Origin of the sequence: Vibrio sp. YYF0003, from assembly GCF_036350715.1 — a bacterium.
Taxonomy (GTDB): Bacteria; Pseudomonadota; Gammaproteobacteria; order Enterobacterales; family Vibrionaceae; genus Vibrio; species Vibrio natriegens.
The window spans coordinates 680,021-698,273 of sequence record NZ_JAZDWA010000002.1; the positions used below are offsets into that span (position 1 = coordinate 680,021).

An 18,253-nucleotide genomic window follows, 5' to 3' on the forward strand; every position below is an offset into this window, starting at 1 on the left:
ACAGTACAAAATAATGAAACAACTCAACACCTACGACACAAAAGAAGAAGGCGAAGCAGCTCTAGCCAAAATCGGTGAACCTAAGCGCTTGGCCAGCGAACGTGATAGCACCGAAGTCATCTATAACCTATTTGGCACACCAAACTGGGGAAACTTTTACAAGTTGGGTATGTTTAATCTCGTAGAGCTCAAAGTCATTGTTCAACACAAGCAAAACGGTCAGCCCTATGATGAAAAAAAGCACCGTGAAATTATCACGATGCTCAAGTATGCTGCCAAAAACTTTGATTTAGAAATCCCTAAACACTGGCTCTAGGACTTAAATATATCAACCTTAGTTTCAAGGCACTTTCTCAACGAAAGATCATTAACACCAACACCAAACCAACTGTCCGGCTTTTGGAAAAAATCCAAGCCGCGGCCAATTTTGATGGTCCAGCCATTGTCAATGCGAATTTCTCTATCGTGTAAGTTCTCATTCACTTGCACGTCTAGTTTCACGTCGAGCTCTAGAAGGCTTTGTTGGAGGTCTTTTAGTGCGCTTGCCATCTCACTTACATCAGTATGATCGTCGTAAGAAGTAATCAAAGTGACAGAATCAACGGAAGGCTGCTTGATAACTGCTTCACAGAAACGGACAAAATTATTCAGTTGGTGCTTAGCTCGAATATACGGGTCTTCTATTACAACCGTTTTCGCCCCCTTAAGGTAAGGCGTCACAATTGACTCATAGCTGTAACCTGTCGAATCATAGGTAATCGTATAGTGCTGCTCTTTTAGCTCTTCAACCAGTTCTGGTTCCTGTGAGACACTAACCTCTGCTTGCTGACCGGTTTCTTCTGTAGCGGCTATGTTTGTTTCTGTCGGTTCCTCGTTAGAACCACTTGATGTTGGCTTAGATGGCTCCAATGTTGCCAGTGCATTAATCGACTCAGGGCAATGAACAACAACTTCCTCACCTTTATGGTTAAAGTAAGACAGACCAATATTGGCAAATTCGTCATCAGGCTTACGCTTATTCATTTGCTCTTTAACACGGCGACGGCATTCAACAGCATATTCAACGTATTGATCGAACTCTGCATCACCACATTCACCATGAGGATGGAGCATCTTGATGAATGCACAAACCGTCTTTTTAATACCCTTCTCATCACGGCCTTCAATCGCACGGCCTAGTTTTATACGCTTATTTACCATCTCATAGACGTTGACTGATTTTAGCTGGTGGTGAAATGCCTCTGCTAGATAGTCAGTGATGAATCCGTAATTGTTGGTCAGAAAATCACTTGAGTTTTTGGGCATTTCCCAACCAGGCAAGTAAGCATAAAAGCGGTCCATGACCGCTAAATCAAACTCTTTGGGTAATGGTTGAAATAGGTCGTATTCTGTCGAGTTAACAACTTGATTCACTGACAGATCTAAGTTGCCCACAAACGCGGTACTCGCATCTGCAATGACTTCTTTACCACGAGAAAAACGACCATTTGCCATGAAGTCTTTAAGGATCTGAATAACATCAGGGTCTTTCACCTTCATGTTACCAACTTCATCAAAAGCAATGGTATCCCAGTGCCCTACTAAGCCCGTCTCCTTTCTGTTCTTGTTATAAAACAAAGTCGCGACTGTAGCTTGACCACCGGATATCAGAGTCGAATATGGTGAAAATTCACTGTAGAAGTATGACTTACCTGTTCCGCGTGGTCCAAGCTCAACAAAATTGAAGTTTGCTTCCACCAGCGGTGCTAAACGTAATAGATAGTGAAACTTAACTCGCTGTGACAACTTCGTAGCTTCGAGTCCTACTGAACGAAGTAAAGCATCCATCCACTCGTCACGACTCATTAACGCTCGACCTTGCTTATAACCATCAAAGTCAAAGCGACTCAATTGAATTGGGCGTAGACTCTCAATATAAAAAGCGTAGTCATCTTCATCGATTTCGTTATAGGCCAGCTTTACTTCAGCCCAAATCCCACCTTCTAGTAATCGATTGTTTTCTTTATAGAATTTATCACCCACCGCTATTTTCTGAGAGTTAAAATTTTCTAAAGAAGCCCAATGCCGTCTTTGCGTTTCGACATAACGAACATGAACCTTATCAATGAAACTGTGCTTACCTTTTGTTGCTACTTTAGATTGCGCTGCATTGGATTCATCAGGTCTGACATAGTTATCCGACAAAGTTTCAAGCACAGCTTCAAGACCAGCCTGAATCTCATCTTCATCATCGCTCGCGCAATATCGTGCAAGAAGAAATTCCAACACAAACGTTGGCACATTGGTGCCTTTTTTAATTCGTTGCAACAAGTCTTTGCGAACTAACTTGCCATCAAAGATTTCAATTAACTTACTATCTAAAACGTCCATTATTAGTCCTTACACGGCGTAATCAGTTTCAAGATCAAGCGCAGTGCCTAAAATGCTATTAGTCACGGGATCGATAGCTTTGACTTTAAACTTACCTTCAAATTCAGGATCCATTTTTAGCGTCACTTTAATCGTTTTGTTTGGCTCTAAAGTTACTGTACCTGTCGCAGCATTAACATGTTCACCTGGCCTCGCTTCACCAACCACTTTCTTACCACTGTGAGCTTCCAACAGAATTTCTGTTGCATCCAAAGCTTCTGAATCACCAAACAGATCTGCACTCAGGCTTTCGAGTTTAAGTTCAATAACCGCAAATCTCGCCGTAATACGTGTGGCGCCATTTTTGTAGTTGAGCACAACTGAGGCACTTTGTGTTGACTTCATCGAGTTGTTCTTAAGTGTAATTTCAATTACAGGTACCAAACACTCTTGAATCGACAGACCACCGTGATAATAGAGCATGCCTTTTCTATACGGAGCCAAAGAAAGTGGGCCAGCAAACTGAACAATGTCTGTTTTAATACCAGTTTGTTCCATCGGTAAACTGTAATGATGGGTATCTAAATTACCATTGCCCAAAAGCATTCGCTGGTGCTCAACCTTCCATGTTGTATCGGGTTTGTTCACTACATCCCCAACTTCTTGGGCATTGTTCATGTAGAAACCATGATCGGTAACAATGAAGACTTTCTGGAACCCTTGAGTTTGAAGCTTATTGACTGCTTGGCGGATCTGCTTTAATTCACGCTGCATCATTGCTGGTGCATCTTCAGGATGATTTTCAAAGTAGCTATCAATCTCTGTGCTACGTAAAACAAGAAGGTCAACATTACTGTCTATGGTTTTCTTCTTAGCCATTTTTACAAAGTCTTTTAATGGCATTTCTTGAAAACGATCACCATATTGGGCATTGAACACAGCCATACGCGGAGCTACGTCAGCGACAGGTTTACCATTGAATAGTGGTTTGGTTTTTCCGTCATCAAGATGTACAGAGAGTTTTTCATACGCACCAGGCAATAGGCTTGCCATACCAACAGGTGTAATGGATGGCAAACTTGAGAACGCTGCTGATAGCTGCGCGTCGGCATCTTCCATTAGCTGCTTGTTTAGCTCGTAACCTAACTCGAAACGCAGCGCATCGACCATTAAGTAAGCCACTCGGTTTCCGCCGCTTTTCAGCAATGGAGCCACTTTGGTATCGAATACCTGAGTATTAGATAAGAAGCCTTGTGGCGGCCAACCCGCATCATTAACAAAGTGAGTGAACTTTAACTGAGCGGCTTCAACTAGATTACGATACCGCTTGCGAACTAAGTCGACCACACCTGGCATTAAGTCTTCAGTTTCAGGACAATCATTCACTGCTTGTTCAAATTCGCGATGGAGTTGGTCCGCTCGGCGCAGAGAAGACTGATAAAACTCAATCAGATCTGTTTGATTTCTGCTGAATGCTGGTAAATCACGCTCTAAGTCTGAGCATACTTCGATTAAACGCTGAGACGACTTCACCAGCTCCCAGTTCATTTGGCTATCACTTTTAGCAGACCATACTGAATTAGCATGCTCACTAACTATCTGGCGAGTCTTATCACCGTCATCCGCGAGAAGAGTTTCTACCGCTTGCTTCAAGTAACATTTTTCCTCAAACGGGAATGTATCTCTCGTGCCTAGCTTAGTGATATTAGCGCACAACACTCCTAGATTAAGCTCTTGCTCAATCGCTGTCGCACGCTCAATATATAGGCTTTGGTAGTCTGTATGCTTACGAAGACTATTGCCTAACTCTTCAATGACAGGCTGTGCCGAGCTTTTCGCTACAGGTACATCGTCTAAACTTACAGGGATTGCTTCTTTTAGATCAAAGACAAATTCACTAAACAATACAAATCGCCACAATTCATCACTGATTGCAGACCAACTCGTCTGCTTGGTGCGAAGGGTTAAACCTAAACTCCTACTTAGCAAGCTTTGTATCTCGGTTACCCAGCTAGACTCACCCGCCAATCTCTCTTGAACAGAACTGTCAGCCACCATAAACTTAAACAGTAGATTTGTGGCACCTTCGGCACCTAATGCTGCTTGCAACGTCGGCCAACTCACGCCACCACCAATAGCATTGATGACATCAAAGCTAGGATGGCTGTTTTGCGCAAACAACTCCCGAATCTCTGTTGCTTGATCTGGTTTGGCTTGAATACAAATATCAATGTAGTTGTCACCTGAACGTTGGGGATCTGGGAACACGCTACCAGTGGCCATATAGATAGCAAATGGATCTTTTTGCTTGTCCTCATCTTCCATTGGTGCAGATTTAGGTACGTACACCAATAACTGCTTGACAGAACCAAGGTTAGTTAAAGCAGTTATCGCTGCTTGGCGAGTAAGTAAACTTCCAGCCGTTGCATCAATGACCTGACAATTTTCGCTTTCTAATTCCAAACAAAGCTTGTGGTAACGCTTTTCGGCGTCATAAACGACAACAACACTTCTGTCTGCTAAACGTTTTTCAAGGATATCGGTTTTAATGTACTGCTCAATAGTGATACTCATGACTTCACTCCGCTATTTTTTGCATTAGAACGGTACAAAGCCAAGCGCTCATCCGTGGCAATCTTTTCACGCACATAGTCATTCAGTTCAGCAGGTGACAGCGGCTTAGGTTGCCACTCCCATACCGGTTCTTTTTTACGACCTTTGATGACTTCAACTTCATGCCATAAATCAGATTCGATACCATGAGCAATAGCTAGACTTCTGTCCGCATGACACTTCTTAAGTACGCGCTCAGGCCAGGTGGTATAGGCAAGATGGGCCCAATCGTAGTCACCCTCTTCAAGTTTTTCCCAGGTCTGCTTGAGTTTCTTTTGCCATGCTTTATGTTGGAAAAGTCGCCAAAGCGGAGCAGCTGTAATTTGAACACCATCATTAAGATCAGGTTGCCAAAATTTTGATAACCGAAGTAATTCATTAGAAAAGCTGTCTAGCTCAACCTTCAAGCCAACTAAAGAATCAACCCTTTTTTCCTCTCCTACACTTCTTGAAGGCTTAGATAGTAATAACTGCAACTCCGTTTCTACCTCATCTTGCTTAGGTACTACTAGATTATTAATACAATTTAATAGTGTTTGAGAATTTAAACTAGGGTAATAACACCATATAGAAAAAGTACGTTGTGATGTTTGTAGTTGCCAATATATTGGAGCTTGCCTTTTATTTTCAGTATACATATCTAAATGTTCTGAAAAGAACCTTCTTTCTATATAAGAATAAAGATCATCTGTGAAACTTTTATCAAAAAACTCTTCAAGTCCTTTGAACTGAATAAAATCATTTATCACATCAGCTAGGCATGTACCATGCAATTTATCTCCCGAGTGAATCGCTGAGGCCACTTGACTCACTTCATGGCGATTAGCCGGTAATGATGGATATTGAGAAAAATCATTTGAACATGTTAATTTAGATTCGAAATCGGAATCACACCAACGACCAAATGCGAACCCTACAAGCGAACTAATCCCCCCCCACTTAGGTACTGGAAAATAATTTTCGGAACCAAATCCACTCTCTGCTTGTGGAAATGCTTTAGATGAAAGCTCCTCCAACTGATTAAAAGCATAATTGTATTCATAGTTATAATCATTGGTGATTTTTTCATAAGCATCAAAAGGGATAAGCTTCGAGCTAGGCGTATAATATAAAGAGGTTTCTTCATATGAAGACAACTTAAAGGCTGATTCTAATGCTTTATCGGTAAAAAGGCTTAGAGCATCAAATTCATCGACAATGCCGGAACTAAATCTAAGAGAGTTGACATAGCTTGCCTGGAAGAATCGTCCGGGATTTATCTGCTTTAATTCATAGGTGGCACGTCCTGTGTTTAGCAGGCCTAACAATGGATAAATATACTCACTATCAGCATAAAGACCTTGTCCAGCCATAGAAATAATCATACCACTAGGCATAAGATGAGCTCTGAATGTTTTACCTGTATACTGATAACTAATGCCTGGCTTGTGATAGTACTTCTCATTGACGATACTTCTAGATGCGGAGCCGTATTTTTGCTCTATGAATGTTTTTAACTCTTTACCTGATGAAGCCCAATTAACGAAAGTATTGTGATTCGCATAAAAATGCGTACTTTTCCCACCAAAAGCAATTGGCTGCCAAGATGGAGATTCACTATCCTGCGCGGGTAATTCCCACCAAAGTCTTATAAATCTAAAGTCATCACGTGTGCCCAAACCTGGCTTTGCATCGAATAGCTCCTTTGCTTGTAAACTATTCTCTGGATTAACTTCGCCTTTATATTTAATAGGAGAGTTTTTCCCATCTAGATAATATTTTAGATTTCTTATCACTGGCCTAACTTTAGATTTTTCACCTTGGAACTCCAACGTTTTTGGCTCTAAACAAATATTATCTTTATCGATACCATCAAGATCATAGAATAAAGAGTTAGATTGATTTTTATTATTTTTAATGATGTAGGCAGCAGTTTCTACGGCAGCACCATCTAAAACTCCAGCCCCCAGGTCTAGTAATACATCCAGCGATTCATTAAGAATTATACTTTTCCTAAATGAGCTGAACTTCTGTAGGTACAGCCATGTTCTAGATGTCAATGAACCTATGTATCCGTTCGGACATAAAGCTAGTGCTCTTATACAAAAAGATATATAAATTTCAATCCAAATTGTAGGGTAATGCTCTGACAAGTAATTTTTACATTTATTTGATGGAGCTCCGTAAGGTGGATTCATTAATACAACGTCAAATCGCTTTTTACACAGGTCAATAAAAGCGAAACCTTTAGCCGCATCTGATGAAAATAGTCGTTTTTGCTCACTCATATCTGATGAAGTTGAACTAGCAAAGCTAGCTAAAGCATCCAGAATATTTTGCTCAGCTTGTTGCCAAAAGCTCTCTTCATCGATATCACTGACATCAAACTCAATTTCACCGCGCTGTTTATCGACTTTAGCTAAATCAGGGGATTGACTCAACGCTTGATTTTGTTGCTGCCACACCGCTTTTGCACTAGCAATTGCATCTTCAATTTCTTTCTCAATTTTGAGCAATGTTCCCGCTTCGCCAGCTAACTCCATCTTTTCAAAAATCACTTCAACAAGCTGGCCTAAAACCGTCGGTTTTAATTGAGATGTGAACTCTTGTAATAGTTCTTTCTCACCCGGCATTGGTTCTGCACAAACAATGTTTGATTTTAATATCTTTGGTCGAAACTGCGGCTTGATACCGGCTTGCTGCCAGCTATTGTGAGCGCGTTGCCATAGAGATAAACCTGCTACTTGCGCTGCACGAGGATCGATATCAACACCATGGATATTGTTCTCAATGATTAAGCGGGGAACGTGAGTTAAAAACTCCGCTTTATCTTGGAATGCTTCTGTAAGTGCCGCTTTGTTACCTTCACGAACAAAAGCATCTTTACCTTGAGAGCTTTCTAGATCCCAGGCTTCTGCATAGATTTTTTCGAACAAGTCAAAACAGTACAAACCAAAGTGCATAGAACCACAGGCAGGGTCGAGCATTTTGATATCACGTGGATCTTTTAACTCTCTATGCTCGATATAAACGGTTTGCTGAAGTAGTTCTTCTTGACTCAAGCCTTCCTGTTCAATTTGCTCTGGCGCAATTTCACCTTTAGACAAAAAGATTTCATTGGGGCGACGAACCAAATATTCACATGAGTCCACCAGCTCAGTTTGACCTTGAGTCATCTCATACCAGATACGACCAAGGGTATTGTCCGTTAAAAACTCAACCACATAGCGAGGGGTAAAGAACTGATTTCTTACCGCAAGCTCTCGGCTATTACGAGGTGCTTGGGATGCGTCGCGCATTTTTTTACGTTCAGCAATAGAGTTGAAGTACTGATAGATCCAGCCGATGGTTTCATCTTCATTCCATAAAGGCGCAACCTCTTCATCGTTCACAAGGGCGAGCAATTCTAGCAACACAGGTGATGAAGGGAATAAGCGACCTTGCGCCGAAAAGCGATCAAATAGTACAGATAGATCTAGGGTAAATTCATCAAAAATACTAAACAGATAATGACGATATGCATCACCTGTTTCACCCAGGCTTGTACCTGCTATACGGTGAAACAGTTGAAAGCCTTTTGATTCATATCCATTCGCTAACGATTCAGTTAACGAACCACGAGCCTCACTCATTCTCAACGCTGCAATACGGTTTAAAACAGTAAACGCCTGTTCACGTACGATACGGTCTAACGCTGCTAGCTTACGCTCTTTTTCTTTACCACTTTCATTATTGGCTAAGTAGTGAGTAAACGTATCCCGCAGAAGTTGCGCTGTTTCTTGCTGGTGTGGTGTTAAACCAGAAAGGGTTTTAATGTCTGCCACATCACCAGTCGCTGGGTTCATGCCGTATGTGGCTTGCAACTGACGAGTAAACTCGTCAGCTAACAATGTGCGTGCATCGCCTACAAAGCGCTGTAGGCGGTTTCGGGTTGTTTGGTCAAATGCCATGTAATAGTTCCTTCAGAGCTCAATCTTCAAAGTCGAGGTGGATTTCAATTTCGCTGTTGAGCTCTAAATCCCCTTTAAGTTGCAGTAACGTTTGAATAAGCTGGTCAAGTTCAGCTTTTTGCGTCACTCGCTTTGGTACCGTCACTTTACGCTCGACTTTGACCTTACCCTCATTCTGATATTTCGCTTTTTCTTCTGCGACTCTCTGAGCACGCTTAACCTGGGCTTTTTGGCTGACAGACTCGTTCACTTCTTTCAGCTTCTGGCTAATGTTGTACTCTTGAGAAAGTAACTGTTTGAGTCCATTAATATCTTGGCTGGCTTGGATCTCCAAATCATCAAAGCGCTTAAGCTCAAGGTCTTTTTCAGCTTGTGTTAACTCATGCCAATCAATATGGTTTGCCACTTCAGCTTGCGCTTGCTCTACTCGCTTCTCTTGTTCTTCTTGTAAAGATATAACGGCACTGCTTACACTTGACTTCAAGCGAGTAAAGGTACTGTTAAAGTCGGCACTATGCTCATAGAAGTCAGACTTTTTGATCTGATCAGCAAAGACTGATAACTCTTCTGACACATCGATTTTTAACTGGCCTGGAATCCCTGAAGAAGGTAATCCATTAATAGCTTCAATTAAGCTTCTAAGTGATTTAAGGGTATCGCCTAAGCCTTGTTTGAATGCGAGCTGTACCGATGTTGCCCACTGGAGTGACTTGAATACTTGAGATTCCTCTGCGCCCAATCGTTGAGGTGCTTCAGAACAATCAGACAACAACATATCGGCAAGATCTTGGCTTAAGCTATCAGCACGCTCACTACCAGGTATACCCATGCTACGTAACTTTTCAGCCAAAGAACCAAAGTCATGCTGAGCCTTATTGAAATACTTAACCGCGGCTTTACTGATGTCATCTTCCATAGGGAAGATCGTATCACCTGTTAGCTCAGTTAAACGTTCTGACGCCAGCATACACATTTCAGGTGATGGTCTATCGTCTCGTAAGTTAACGCCGATGTTTTTGAAAGTATTGTTGCTTTTAATTGCTTCAATCGCCTTCTGTCCAGAACTAGTTAGCTCAGTGCCCGATACTTTGAATTTCACTAAACCACCGACAAACATAGCCGATACTAGATAGCGCAGCGTGTCTTGCGACCAACCAAACGGAGGGCGAGCAAAATAATCAGACAGCACCTTACCATCCACACCACCACGAGTTTCAATGTAATCTTTGATGCTGGTGATTGCCTGATGATTTTCATTAATATTGAACGAACCACCAGATTTAACCACCAAGCCTAATGGATCAATTTCTGTTGTGATTACCCCTAGGTTATCAGCACGCATAAACTTTTCAGCGATGTTGGTATTCACAAGAACTGGCGCTTCTTGGAAACGGTCAAAGACTTGCTTCGCCGCATCGAGGAGGTGTTTTTTGTTGGCATCTAACAGCTCTTGACTGTGCCCTTCAACCGCTGATGCATTACCTCTGAAAATAAACTCACCGTTTACTAAGCTACGACGTAGCTTGGTTTGGATTTGGTCAATTAGATTAATCGCTCGATCGTTTTGCGCTTTACAGTAATCTTTGATTTCTTTCTCAGCTTCATGTCGATAACGAGTTGCGATTTCCTGACAACGATGCGTTTCATTGATTAGATCATCTACATCCGGAGCTGTACGTGCCAGTAAATAAATCTCACTGGTATTGTGGCGAGAAGCATCCACCAAGCGAGCACGAGAAGCATCAAAGTCTGTTGGAGAAACAAACTCAATAACCGTTTGGATTGGGTTTCTATCGCCATTCAGTTGTGCAATGACGCCAGTGTCGTTGTGGTATCTGATACCTGTTTGTACGCTTCTAGAATCACTTAAACGAACCGCTGGTAATGGGCTCATTACTTCCTTTAATGCCCCACTGATAATTTTACGCAGTTCCACAGATGGTAAACGAAGCTGGTGGCGTTCTTGTTCAATGTCATTTAGGCGTTCGCTGAAGAAACAAAGCTCACCGTCTTTCTCTGCAAGTGGTACTTTTGGATCATTAATCAAGTCTTCAATAGCTTGATTAATTGCGTCTTTTTGAGATTGAGCAGTCACATCACCATGCATTAACGCTGCAACATTATTTCGCGTAATTGGTAGGTTATTGAGGATCTCTAGTAGTGCTACGGTTTTAGCTACGCCCCAGTGAGTTTCAGACTCAAACCAGTTTGATTGGTGCAAACGTGCAACTGCTTTATGTTTGGTAGCGAATGCAACGCCAATATCTTTTTCTAACGCGTCGTATAACGTGACTGAACTTGCTAACCAGCCGATAGTTTGCTCTGCAATCGGCAGTTGATCATCATTGCCCTCAACCAAAATATCATGAATTACTTTGATGGCAGAACGCAAACCAATACCACCGGTAGATTTCGCAAGCACGCCTAATAAATTCAGTAATAGCTCAAAGTGCGCCGGCAAAAATGGGTATAAGTTTACAAATGCTTTTTCATCAACATCCGCTTCGTAGAACTTGTTACCCTCGAGCTTTGTACTGTGACGCAATGATTGGCCATGATTTTGAAATAGAGCTTCAAGTTGTTTTTCACCTGATGCTGATTTACCAAGCAAACGCAGGTAACAAATCTCTTTAATATCGCTCGACTTTAATCGGATATCGATAGGGAATCGGTCAATAAGCTTATACAGTTCTGGCGAGTTAAGTGCCGCGCTCTTATCATCTTCAGCCAGCGTTTGCTGAGCGGTACCGAACAGCCAAACTTTACCTTTACCCAGCTGCTTGATGATCTGAGCAAAGCCCTGGAGTTTAAATATCAGTTTTTCTCTTGGACCAACATAGTTACCAATTTCATCGAAAATAAAGATGCAGTACTCTTTCTCGCTCGTTTCACGAACGATGTCGATAATTTCTTGTGCTTGCTGCTCTACGGTGAAGACCATTTCTTCATGGTCAGTTTTGAAGCTATCTGAATGCGGCCAAAACTTTGGATACATCTGATGTGCAAGCTCTGGAACAATAAAGTCCACCACTGATGGATCGTCCTGGTAACTATCCCAAGTTTCACCATCTAGCATCTCTGAAAATAGTGCTTCAAATTCCTCAAAGCGGCCATCTTTTTTAAGGCGACGCTCAAAAGAAGCAACTTTCAAGTTTCGAGAATAGCCAGCCCATTTGAGGACTTTGTTGTAGAGGACAGTAGCAACATCTTCCATGGAAGCACCAGCAGACTGCTCACTGGCTAAGTCAACCATCACAACAGATGCAGGAAAGCGCTTAGCTACCGTATTTAGCAGAGCTTTAGTCCTTACGTCGCGGATCCTGTCTGAGAAATGTTGCAAAAACGGCACACCTTCGATGGTGATTTGGTCATCTAAAGCCATACCGATATATTTAGATAGAGACGATTTACCTGAGCCATAGAAGCCAGAAACCCAAACACCAATCTCGTTTTCGTCATTGGAATTCATTGCCGTTTGCATACGCTCTAACAACTCGTGCATGCTCTCACACAAGTGATCTGTTACGACATATTCAGAGATCTCTGCCTTAAGATTTTGCTCATTATTGCTGCCGTAGGTGATTACTTTTTCAATACGACGATCTAGCCCTTTCGTTGCATCAAATAATGTTCTTATATTTGTCATTTTTATTCCTTATCCACCTACGTGTTCTGAACGGTAATTACCATCTTCGTTGTAGAAGCCTAAAAATTTTAATTTTGTTTTGCCCGTACGTGTGCCCGGGTATAGAAATACTGTTGGAACGTTGAATTTACCTTGCAGGCCCGCTTCTATTGTGCCGATACGAAAATAGGGGTGAAGTGCCTCTAAATCCGTAACTAACACTAATGCATCTTTGTCTTGCTCTGCTTCAAGCAGGAATGCTTCAAGCGCATCTCTGAAACGTTCGCCTTCTTTGAGCTGATTGATAATAGATTGGTTTACTCTCTCGAAATCTAGCGGATTTTTTTGATCCGCAGCCAACCATAGTTTTTTTACCATGGGCTTTACTTCGCTCAATATCTTCTCAATCTGCTCAGCAGCAGAGAACTCTCGAACATTCCAACCTTCGTTCTTCAGTTGAGCTAGCCAAGCATTTTTTTTGCGTTTCACTGCCACAATGTCTTCAGGGCTGAATACCAAGTAGTAAACAGGCTCAAAACTTGCTTGTGTAAACTCACGCCCTTGTTTAATTTTCGCAACCAGTTCATCAAAGTTGTTTTTAAGAGATGACATCAATGACCTCCTCCATGCTGTTGTATGACCAACTGATCTGAACAACACTGCCTGCAGCTTGGAAAATCCAATGACGATTCACGGCTAGTGCCTTTAGCTCCTCTCTAACATCACTTGGTTCTAAACCAAATAATTGCCAATCAGGATGGTTAATTATCGCGTTATCGCCTAGGCCTGAAAAATGAAGCTCATAAGCTAAATAGACTGCAATGTTATCCGACAAACGTGGAGGGGTAAGTTTGCGCTCAGTTCTATTGGTTACCTCTAAAAAGCCATAATCAACAAGGCAACCCAAAATATAGGACGATACACGCTTGATAGTGGTTTCTGACCAAGGCTTTTTCATTTTGCCTTCTTGTAAACCAAGCTCGACAAAAGACTTAGACTCTTCCGTTAAGATAGATGAATACCCTGCAGCGTATTTCTGCCAGTACACGTTTTTGACGAATTCTGCCAATATGAAGTTAGCTCTTGCCGTGTACAAATACAGCACTTGCGTCATTTCATCATTCGTTAGTGCTGGCAAAAGCGCTTTAACCTGCTCTGCGACACCTTCATTGCGCAGATAGCGAGGAAAGAAGCACTCAGCAACGATGTTTCTTAAACGTCTTGCCGTTACATTAGGGAAAGAACCTGACTCTAATGCTAGGTCGCATAGCTGCTGTGTGTTCATTCCTGGCTGCCAAAGTTCGAATAAGCCCTTGGTTTCTTCTCTTAAACCAAGACCTGCTTGAAGTTGTGTAGTGTAATACTGTTCCGCCATCTTTAGTTCTCACCTTTAAAGTACGGGAACGCCTTTTTATTACCGTTAAACGCTTGAATATAAGCTGAAGCTATTTGAGCAATAAACTGCTCCATTTGGGTATCATCAACCTGGCCAATATTAATAGGGCCTTCACCATTTAAGCTTGCAGAGCCAGCTAGATCACTAAGAGCGTTCATTGCTAGTTCCTTGGATTCAATACTGCTTTCAAACGAGGAACTGTCAGATGCACCTTGTATTTCCGACACTAGAGACTTTTCAATGAACTCAGGCAGACGAAACAGGTGGAAAGATTTACCCACACCAATTGCTTCATCATGAACTTTTGCTGCCGCTGCTGATACTGCTTCGTACTGTGCTAACGCAGCTGTACGCGGGAAGGTAAACTCCAACATTTTCTTGGTAGATGGATTAAGGAAGTTAGACGGCCACCAACCATATTGATTCTTCTCACCCAAATAACCAACCACGTAACGCAGCAGTGCTAGCTTGTTTACTATTTCTTTGTGCATTGTTTTTCCTCAGAAGTCGTTCTGACACTCATTATTATTTGAGCGTAACTATTTACCTTTTTGTTCTTCTATCCAGGTATCTAGGTCTTCACGTTTGAAGCGCCACGAACCACCAACTTTAAACCCAGGGAGCTTACCTTCACTCGCAAGTCTATAAGCTGTCTTTTCAGCTAACTTTAGATAAGTAGCCACCTCTTTCAAGGTTAAAATTTGGTCAGTCATTTCAGCGTATTAGCTCTCGGCAAATTTATTGGGGATTTAATAATGAGAGAATATGGGAAAATTGGGGAATCAACAATGCTCTTCACCAGATTATGCAATCCAATGCTCAATTGTTGTGCATTTTGTGAATACAATAGCCGCAAAGGCCACTCTTTCCTAAATTATCTACACGTCCATCAACTCAAAGTCGTCCAGTTCTTCTTGAGCGTTTCTGGATAACAAAATTGAATTCTTATTAACTCGTTTGGCTAAGATTTCAGGTATCTGCTCTAATAACTCTTTTCTCTGTAACAAATCGAAGCTACTCTTAAAAGCCTTAACGAAATCATTTGACAGTTTTACCATCGCATCTAACTGCACAGATTTTTGTTTATATTCAACCCTTAGCTCGTTACATTGACGTTCGATGGACCTAAATACTTTCATCCGCTGATTAAGAGTTTGACGATAGTCGGTTCGAGCCAAGCAAAACTCCCTCACTTCAGCAAGATTGTTGGCATAAGTATCAATAAGATCAGCATCTATCATCTTTCCCTCAATCATCCTTGTTAATTCAGCAATTTGATCATTAAGGGTATTTCTCTGTTCAATAAGGGGGCTAATTGATTCTTGTAACTGACTTTCTTGTTGCTTTTGAAACTCCCTATTACGATGCCCCAAAGTCTCAAGCTCATTGCACAAGAAGGTTTTTTCATGTTCCATAATCTTTAACTCATATCCTAACTTTTCATGAGCAAGTGTTCTGGAGTTCATTTCGTCTAACTCGTTCTGAAATCTGCGTTGAAACTCTGCGTTCAACTCTTGCTCAAATCGTTCCCGTTTGGCATGCAATTCTAGTTGCCACTGTGATTCAAACTCACCTTTAAGTCTTTCCAGCGTCGCTTTATTCAACTCTTCAAGCTCAACGAGTTTTGCACTAGCCTTATCATTTATTTCATTTTCAAGATTTGATCTTCTAACTTTAGCTTCATTGAGAAGAACCTCATGTGCACCAATCGCTCGTTCAAGCTCTGCTAGAATTTCATTTTGTGCACTTTCTCGAAGCCTCATTTTCTCTAGTCTAGAGTCGTGTTTTTTCTGCTGTGCTTCTACGCGTTCTTCCAGTGTTTTTTCCGCTTTTATCTGCTTAAACTCTTTTTCTTCTAGTTGCTTTTGAGATCGCGTTAAAGCTTCAAACTGCTTTCTAACAGTTTCATGTTTATGCGCGGTATTCGTTGCGATGTCATCAAGGTAGTCGTTACACACATTTAGTGATTGGATACGCACCAGACAATGATCTAACGAATCAAATTGATCTAAATGGCCACAATCCGAAACATCAATCTCAATCACATTTTTATCGTAAGCTCGACAATCCCAGACTTTATCTGCATCACACTTGTGTTTGTTAGCTATCTCAATCCAATACTGTTCACTACCCACTTCAACAACAAGATCTGGTCTTCTGCCATCCATATAGACTTCGATTTGAACACCAGAAATTTTTAACTCGGAGCAAACATAGGGAGATACCCACCCAGCCTCAAGAGGTATAGGGATTTTGCCTACGTTAGCGAAATATTCCTTAGCAGTGAGGTGGAGTTGAGTCTCGTATGCTAACGCACATGCTTCATCAAAATAATGAGAGAAATGCCAAGCTTTCTTCTTACCTTTATTCGCTACCAGCTTTGCTCCACAACATGCACATACAACGTTATCTTGAAGGCCACTGTTAACAGCTTCAATCGATACTGACTCTTTAGTGTCTGTATATACCGCTCGCGTGATATGAATTTCACTCATGGCCTTCTCCCAGATAATTATTGACGTAGTTGTGACGGAAAAATAATATGACGTCATCAACTACAGGTAAATACTGAATACATGATCATGTAGAATAACTAGACAGGAGTCTAATAATGAGTAAGTGGCCAATACGCTGGGATCTACTATTTCGCTATCGAATGATAGAAGTCATTGCGCTATGGGAAGGTAGGTTGACAACGAACCACTTGATTCAGAGTTTTGGTATTGGCAGACAACAAGCATCAAAAGACATCAACACCTATCTGGCAGATGTTGCACCAGGAAATCTTGTTTATGACAAACGGTTAAAAGGCTACAAGCCCGGTGATAACTTTGTCCCACGATTAACCAGCGGCCATGCTGATGAATATTTACATATCCTCTCACGCACCGAAGATATGACTACCACATTTAAAGAGCTTGATATGGGTTTTGATCACACGACCATGGTCCGACCCGTAACACGCAATATTGCGCCAGAGATACTTCGTCCTCTCGTCCAAGCTATTAGAGAAAAAAAACGTGTCGATATAAGCTACACATCGCTCAAAGACGGAGTAGAAGTGGAGCGAATTATTTCACCCCATACCCTCGTTTGCACCCCATTGCGCTGGCACGTTCGAGCCTATTGTGAGCATGCTGGTGGTTATCGTGATTTTGTTCTCAGCCGAATACGTGGAATTCCAAACCTTGAAGCTAAGAAGGTGATGGGGAGAGAGCACGATGGTCTGTGGAACACTCCACTCTCTATTGAGTTAATACCAGACCCAAGGTTGACCGAAGCTCAAGCGGCTGTCGTTACCCATGATTATGGTATGGAAAAAAACATACTCAAGATTCAAACCAATGCAGCCTTGGTCCGATATGTTTTGGATGCTTATAACATCGATGTCAATGTGTTGGATTCCAACCCTAAAAGCCAGCAAATTGTCGTAGGAAATTTTGATGAACTGAGGACATACCTTGTATTCTAGCCGCCTACAATTACAACGCTCCCATTAGCTTATAATCTTGTACTAGAGATCAAATATTGAGCAACCAAATGCTTATATACTAATAGAAGTATGTGCATATGATCTAGAGCCAGAAAATGAGAACCTACAAAGAACTAAAACAACGCCAAAGAGCTGAACGGAATCGTTACCCTCAAAATCTTAGCCTTCGCGTCCACCGTGCTTTGAGCTGGCTGAATAAGTCGGAGGTTTGTGACGATGATGACTCTAAATTCATATTCTTGTGGATCGCTTTCAATTCAGCCTATGCACAAGAGTTTGATCAGAAACAACACTATGGTGAACAAGGACTTTATGGGAAGTTTTTGGAAAAGCTAATCACTTGTGATCAACGAGAACAGTTACACAATTTAGTTTGGGATGAGTACTCCAACACTATTCGTGTGATCTTAGACAATGAGTTTATTCTGCAGGCATATTGGGACTTTCATGCTGGTAGGATTACAGAAGAAAGCTGGAAAAACGAGCGTAGTAAAGCCAAAGTTGCTGCTAACAAAGCACTAAGCCAAAACGATACTGCAAAGGTTCTATCTATATTATTTTCTCGCCTTTACACCCTGCGTAACCAGCTTATCCACGGCGGCGCGACTTATTTGAGCTCGGCAAATAGGCAGCAGCTCAAAGACTGCTCCGGTATTCTAGAAAAACTGGTACCCAGTATTATTGAAATCATGATGGACTCCGCAGACAAAGTTTGGGGAGAAGCGGTTTATCCGCTTATCAACCAGAAATAGCTCTATCTATAATTAAGGGCATTGAGAATCATCGTCACTAACAAATAGCTCGTTGATAATAGAGATACAACGATCAGCCACAGTGGCTACCTCACG

Annotated in this window: 12 protein-coding genes; 3 read left to right on the forward strand and 9 right to left on the reverse strand. The window is 41.7% G+C overall.

The window, feature by feature from the left end; translation table 11 throughout:
* Positions 1 to 13: 13 nt before the first annotated feature.
* A complete protein-coding gene (locus tag V1U08_RS09580; RefSeq protein ID WP_330470495.1) occupies positions 14 to 316 on the forward strand; it encodes a hypothetical protein in 303 nt (100 codons plus the stop codon).
* Here V1U08_RS09580 and brxL read toward each other — a convergent pair.
* The 9 genes from brxL to V1U08_RS09625 form a co-directional block, all read right to left on the reverse strand.
* Positions 313 to 2,370 carry a BREX system Lon protease-like protein BrxL gene (gene brxL / locus V1U08_RS09585; protein WP_330470496.1) on the reverse strand — a complete coding sequence of 686 codons (2,058 nt, stop codon included), beginning with the start codon at positions 2,368 to 2,370 and terminating at the stop codon, positions 313 to 315. The genes V1U08_RS09580 and brxL overlap by 4 nt on opposite strands.
* 9 nt (positions 2,371 to 2,379) lie before the next feature.
* Positions 2,380 to 4,923 (reverse strand): PglZ domain-containing protein, encoded by a 2,544-nt coding sequence (locus V1U08_RS09590; protein WP_330470497.1) that lies wholly within the window; start codon positions 4,921 to 4,923, stop codon positions 2,380 to 2,382.
* Positions 4,920 to 8,891, reverse strand: coding sequence for a BREX-1 system adenine-specific DNA-methyltransferase PglX (pglX, locus tag V1U08_RS09595; protein ID WP_330470498.1), 3,972 nt, complete (start codon positions 8,889 to 8,891; stop codon positions 4,920 to 4,922). Before pglX ends, V1U08_RS09590 begins: the two co-directional genes overlap by 4 nt.
* Positions 8,892 to 8,910: 19 nt before the next feature.
* Positions 8,911 to 12,537, reverse strand: coding sequence for a BREX system P-loop protein BrxC (gene brxC / locus V1U08_RS09600; RefSeq protein WP_330470499.1), 3,627 nt, complete (start codon positions 12,535 to 12,537; stop codon positions 8,911 to 8,913).
* Positions 12,538 to 12,546: 9 nt separating this feature from the next.
* Entirely contained in the window at positions 12,547 to 13,128 is a 582-nt protein-coding gene (locus V1U08_RS09605) for a BREX protein BrxB domain-containing protein (RefSeq protein WP_330470500.1), read from the reverse strand.
* Positions 13,115 to 13,891 (reverse strand): BrxA family protein, encoded by a 777-nt coding sequence (locus V1U08_RS09610; protein ID WP_330470501.1) that lies wholly within the window; start codon positions 13,889 to 13,891, stop codon positions 13,115 to 13,117. The genes V1U08_RS09605 and V1U08_RS09610 overlap by 14 nt, the downstream gene beginning before the upstream one ends.
* 2 nt (positions 13,892 to 13,893) lie before the next feature.
* Positions 13,894 to 14,403, reverse strand: a complete 510-nt coding sequence (locus V1U08_RS09615) for a BrxE family protein (RefSeq protein WP_330470502.1) — start codon at positions 14,401 to 14,403, stop codon at positions 13,894 to 13,896.
* Between the two features lie 48 nt (positions 14,404 to 14,451).
* Positions 14,452 to 14,625: a methylation-associated defense system helix-turn-helix domain-containing protein MAD1 gene (gene mads1, locus V1U08_RS09620; RefSeq protein WP_330470503.1), complete on the reverse strand. Its 174-nt coding sequence runs from the start codon at positions 14,623 to 14,625 to the stop codon at positions 14,452 to 14,454.
* Between the two features lie 165 nt (positions 14,626 to 14,790).
* Positions 14,791 to 16,407 carry a competence protein CoiA family protein gene (locus tag V1U08_RS09625; protein ID WP_330470504.1) on the reverse strand — a complete coding sequence of 539 codons (1,617 nt, stop codon included), beginning with the start codon at positions 16,405 to 16,407 and terminating at the stop codon, positions 14,791 to 14,793.
* 116 nt (positions 16,408 to 16,523) lie between these two features.
* On the opposite strand from V1U08_RS09625, the gene V1U08_RS09630 reads away from it, so the two are divergent.
* A complete protein-coding gene (locus V1U08_RS09630; protein WP_330470505.1) occupies positions 16,524 to 17,384 on the forward strand; it encodes a helix-turn-helix transcriptional regulator in 861 nt (286 codons plus the stop codon).
* 116 nt (positions 17,385 to 17,500) lie between these two features.
* Positions 17,501 to 18,157 (forward strand): hypothetical protein, encoded by a 657-nt coding sequence (locus tag V1U08_RS09635; RefSeq protein WP_330470506.1) that lies wholly within the window; start codon positions 17,501 to 17,503, stop codon positions 18,155 to 18,157.
* Positions 18,158 to 18,253: the final 96 nt, after the last annotated feature.

Bases quoted from the DNA above. Each gene is read 5' to 3' on its own strand.
- V1U08_RS09580 (WP_330470495.1), top strand. From the start codon at position 14: ATGAAACAACTCAACACCTACGACACAAAAGAAGAAGGCGAAGCAGCT.
- brxL (WP_330470496.1), bottom strand. From the start codon at position 2,370: ATGGACGTTTTAGATAGTAAGTTAATTGAAATCTTTGATGGCAAGTTA.
- V1U08_RS09590 (WP_330470497.1), bottom strand. From the start codon at position 4,923: ATGAGTATCACTATTGAGCAGTACATTAAAACCGATATCCTTGAAAAA.
- pglX (WP_330470498.1), bottom strand. From the start codon at position 8,891: ATGGCATTTGACCAAACAACCCGAAACCGCCTACAGCGCTTTGTAGGC.
- brxC (WP_330470499.1), bottom strand. From the start codon at position 12,537: ATGACAAATATAAGAACATTATTTGATGCAACGAAAGGGCTAGATCGT.
- V1U08_RS09605 (WP_330470500.1), bottom strand. From the start codon at position 13,128: ATGTCATCTCTTAAAAACAACTTTGATGAACTGGTTGCGAAAATTAAA.
- V1U08_RS09610 (WP_330470501.1), bottom strand. From the start codon at position 13,891: ATGGCGGAACAGTATTACACTACACAACTTCAAGCAGGTCTTGGTTTA.
- V1U08_RS09615 (WP_330470502.1), bottom strand. From the start codon at position 14,403: ATGCACAAAGAAATAGTAAACAAGCTAGCACTGCTGCGTTACGTGGTT.
- mads1 (WP_330470503.1), bottom strand. From the start codon at position 14,625: ATGACTGACCAAATTTTAACCTTGAAAGAGGTGGCTACTTATCTAAAG.
- V1U08_RS09625 (WP_330470504.1), bottom strand. From the start codon at position 16,407: ATGAGTGAAATTCATATCACGCGAGCGGTATATACAGACACTAAAGAG.
- V1U08_RS09630 (WP_330470505.1), top strand. From the start codon at position 16,524: ATGAGTAAGTGGCCAATACGCTGGGATCTACTATTTCGCTATCGAATG.
- V1U08_RS09635 (WP_330470506.1), top strand. From the start codon at position 17,501: ATGAGAACCTACAAAGAACTAAAACAACGCCAAAGAGCTGAACGGAAT.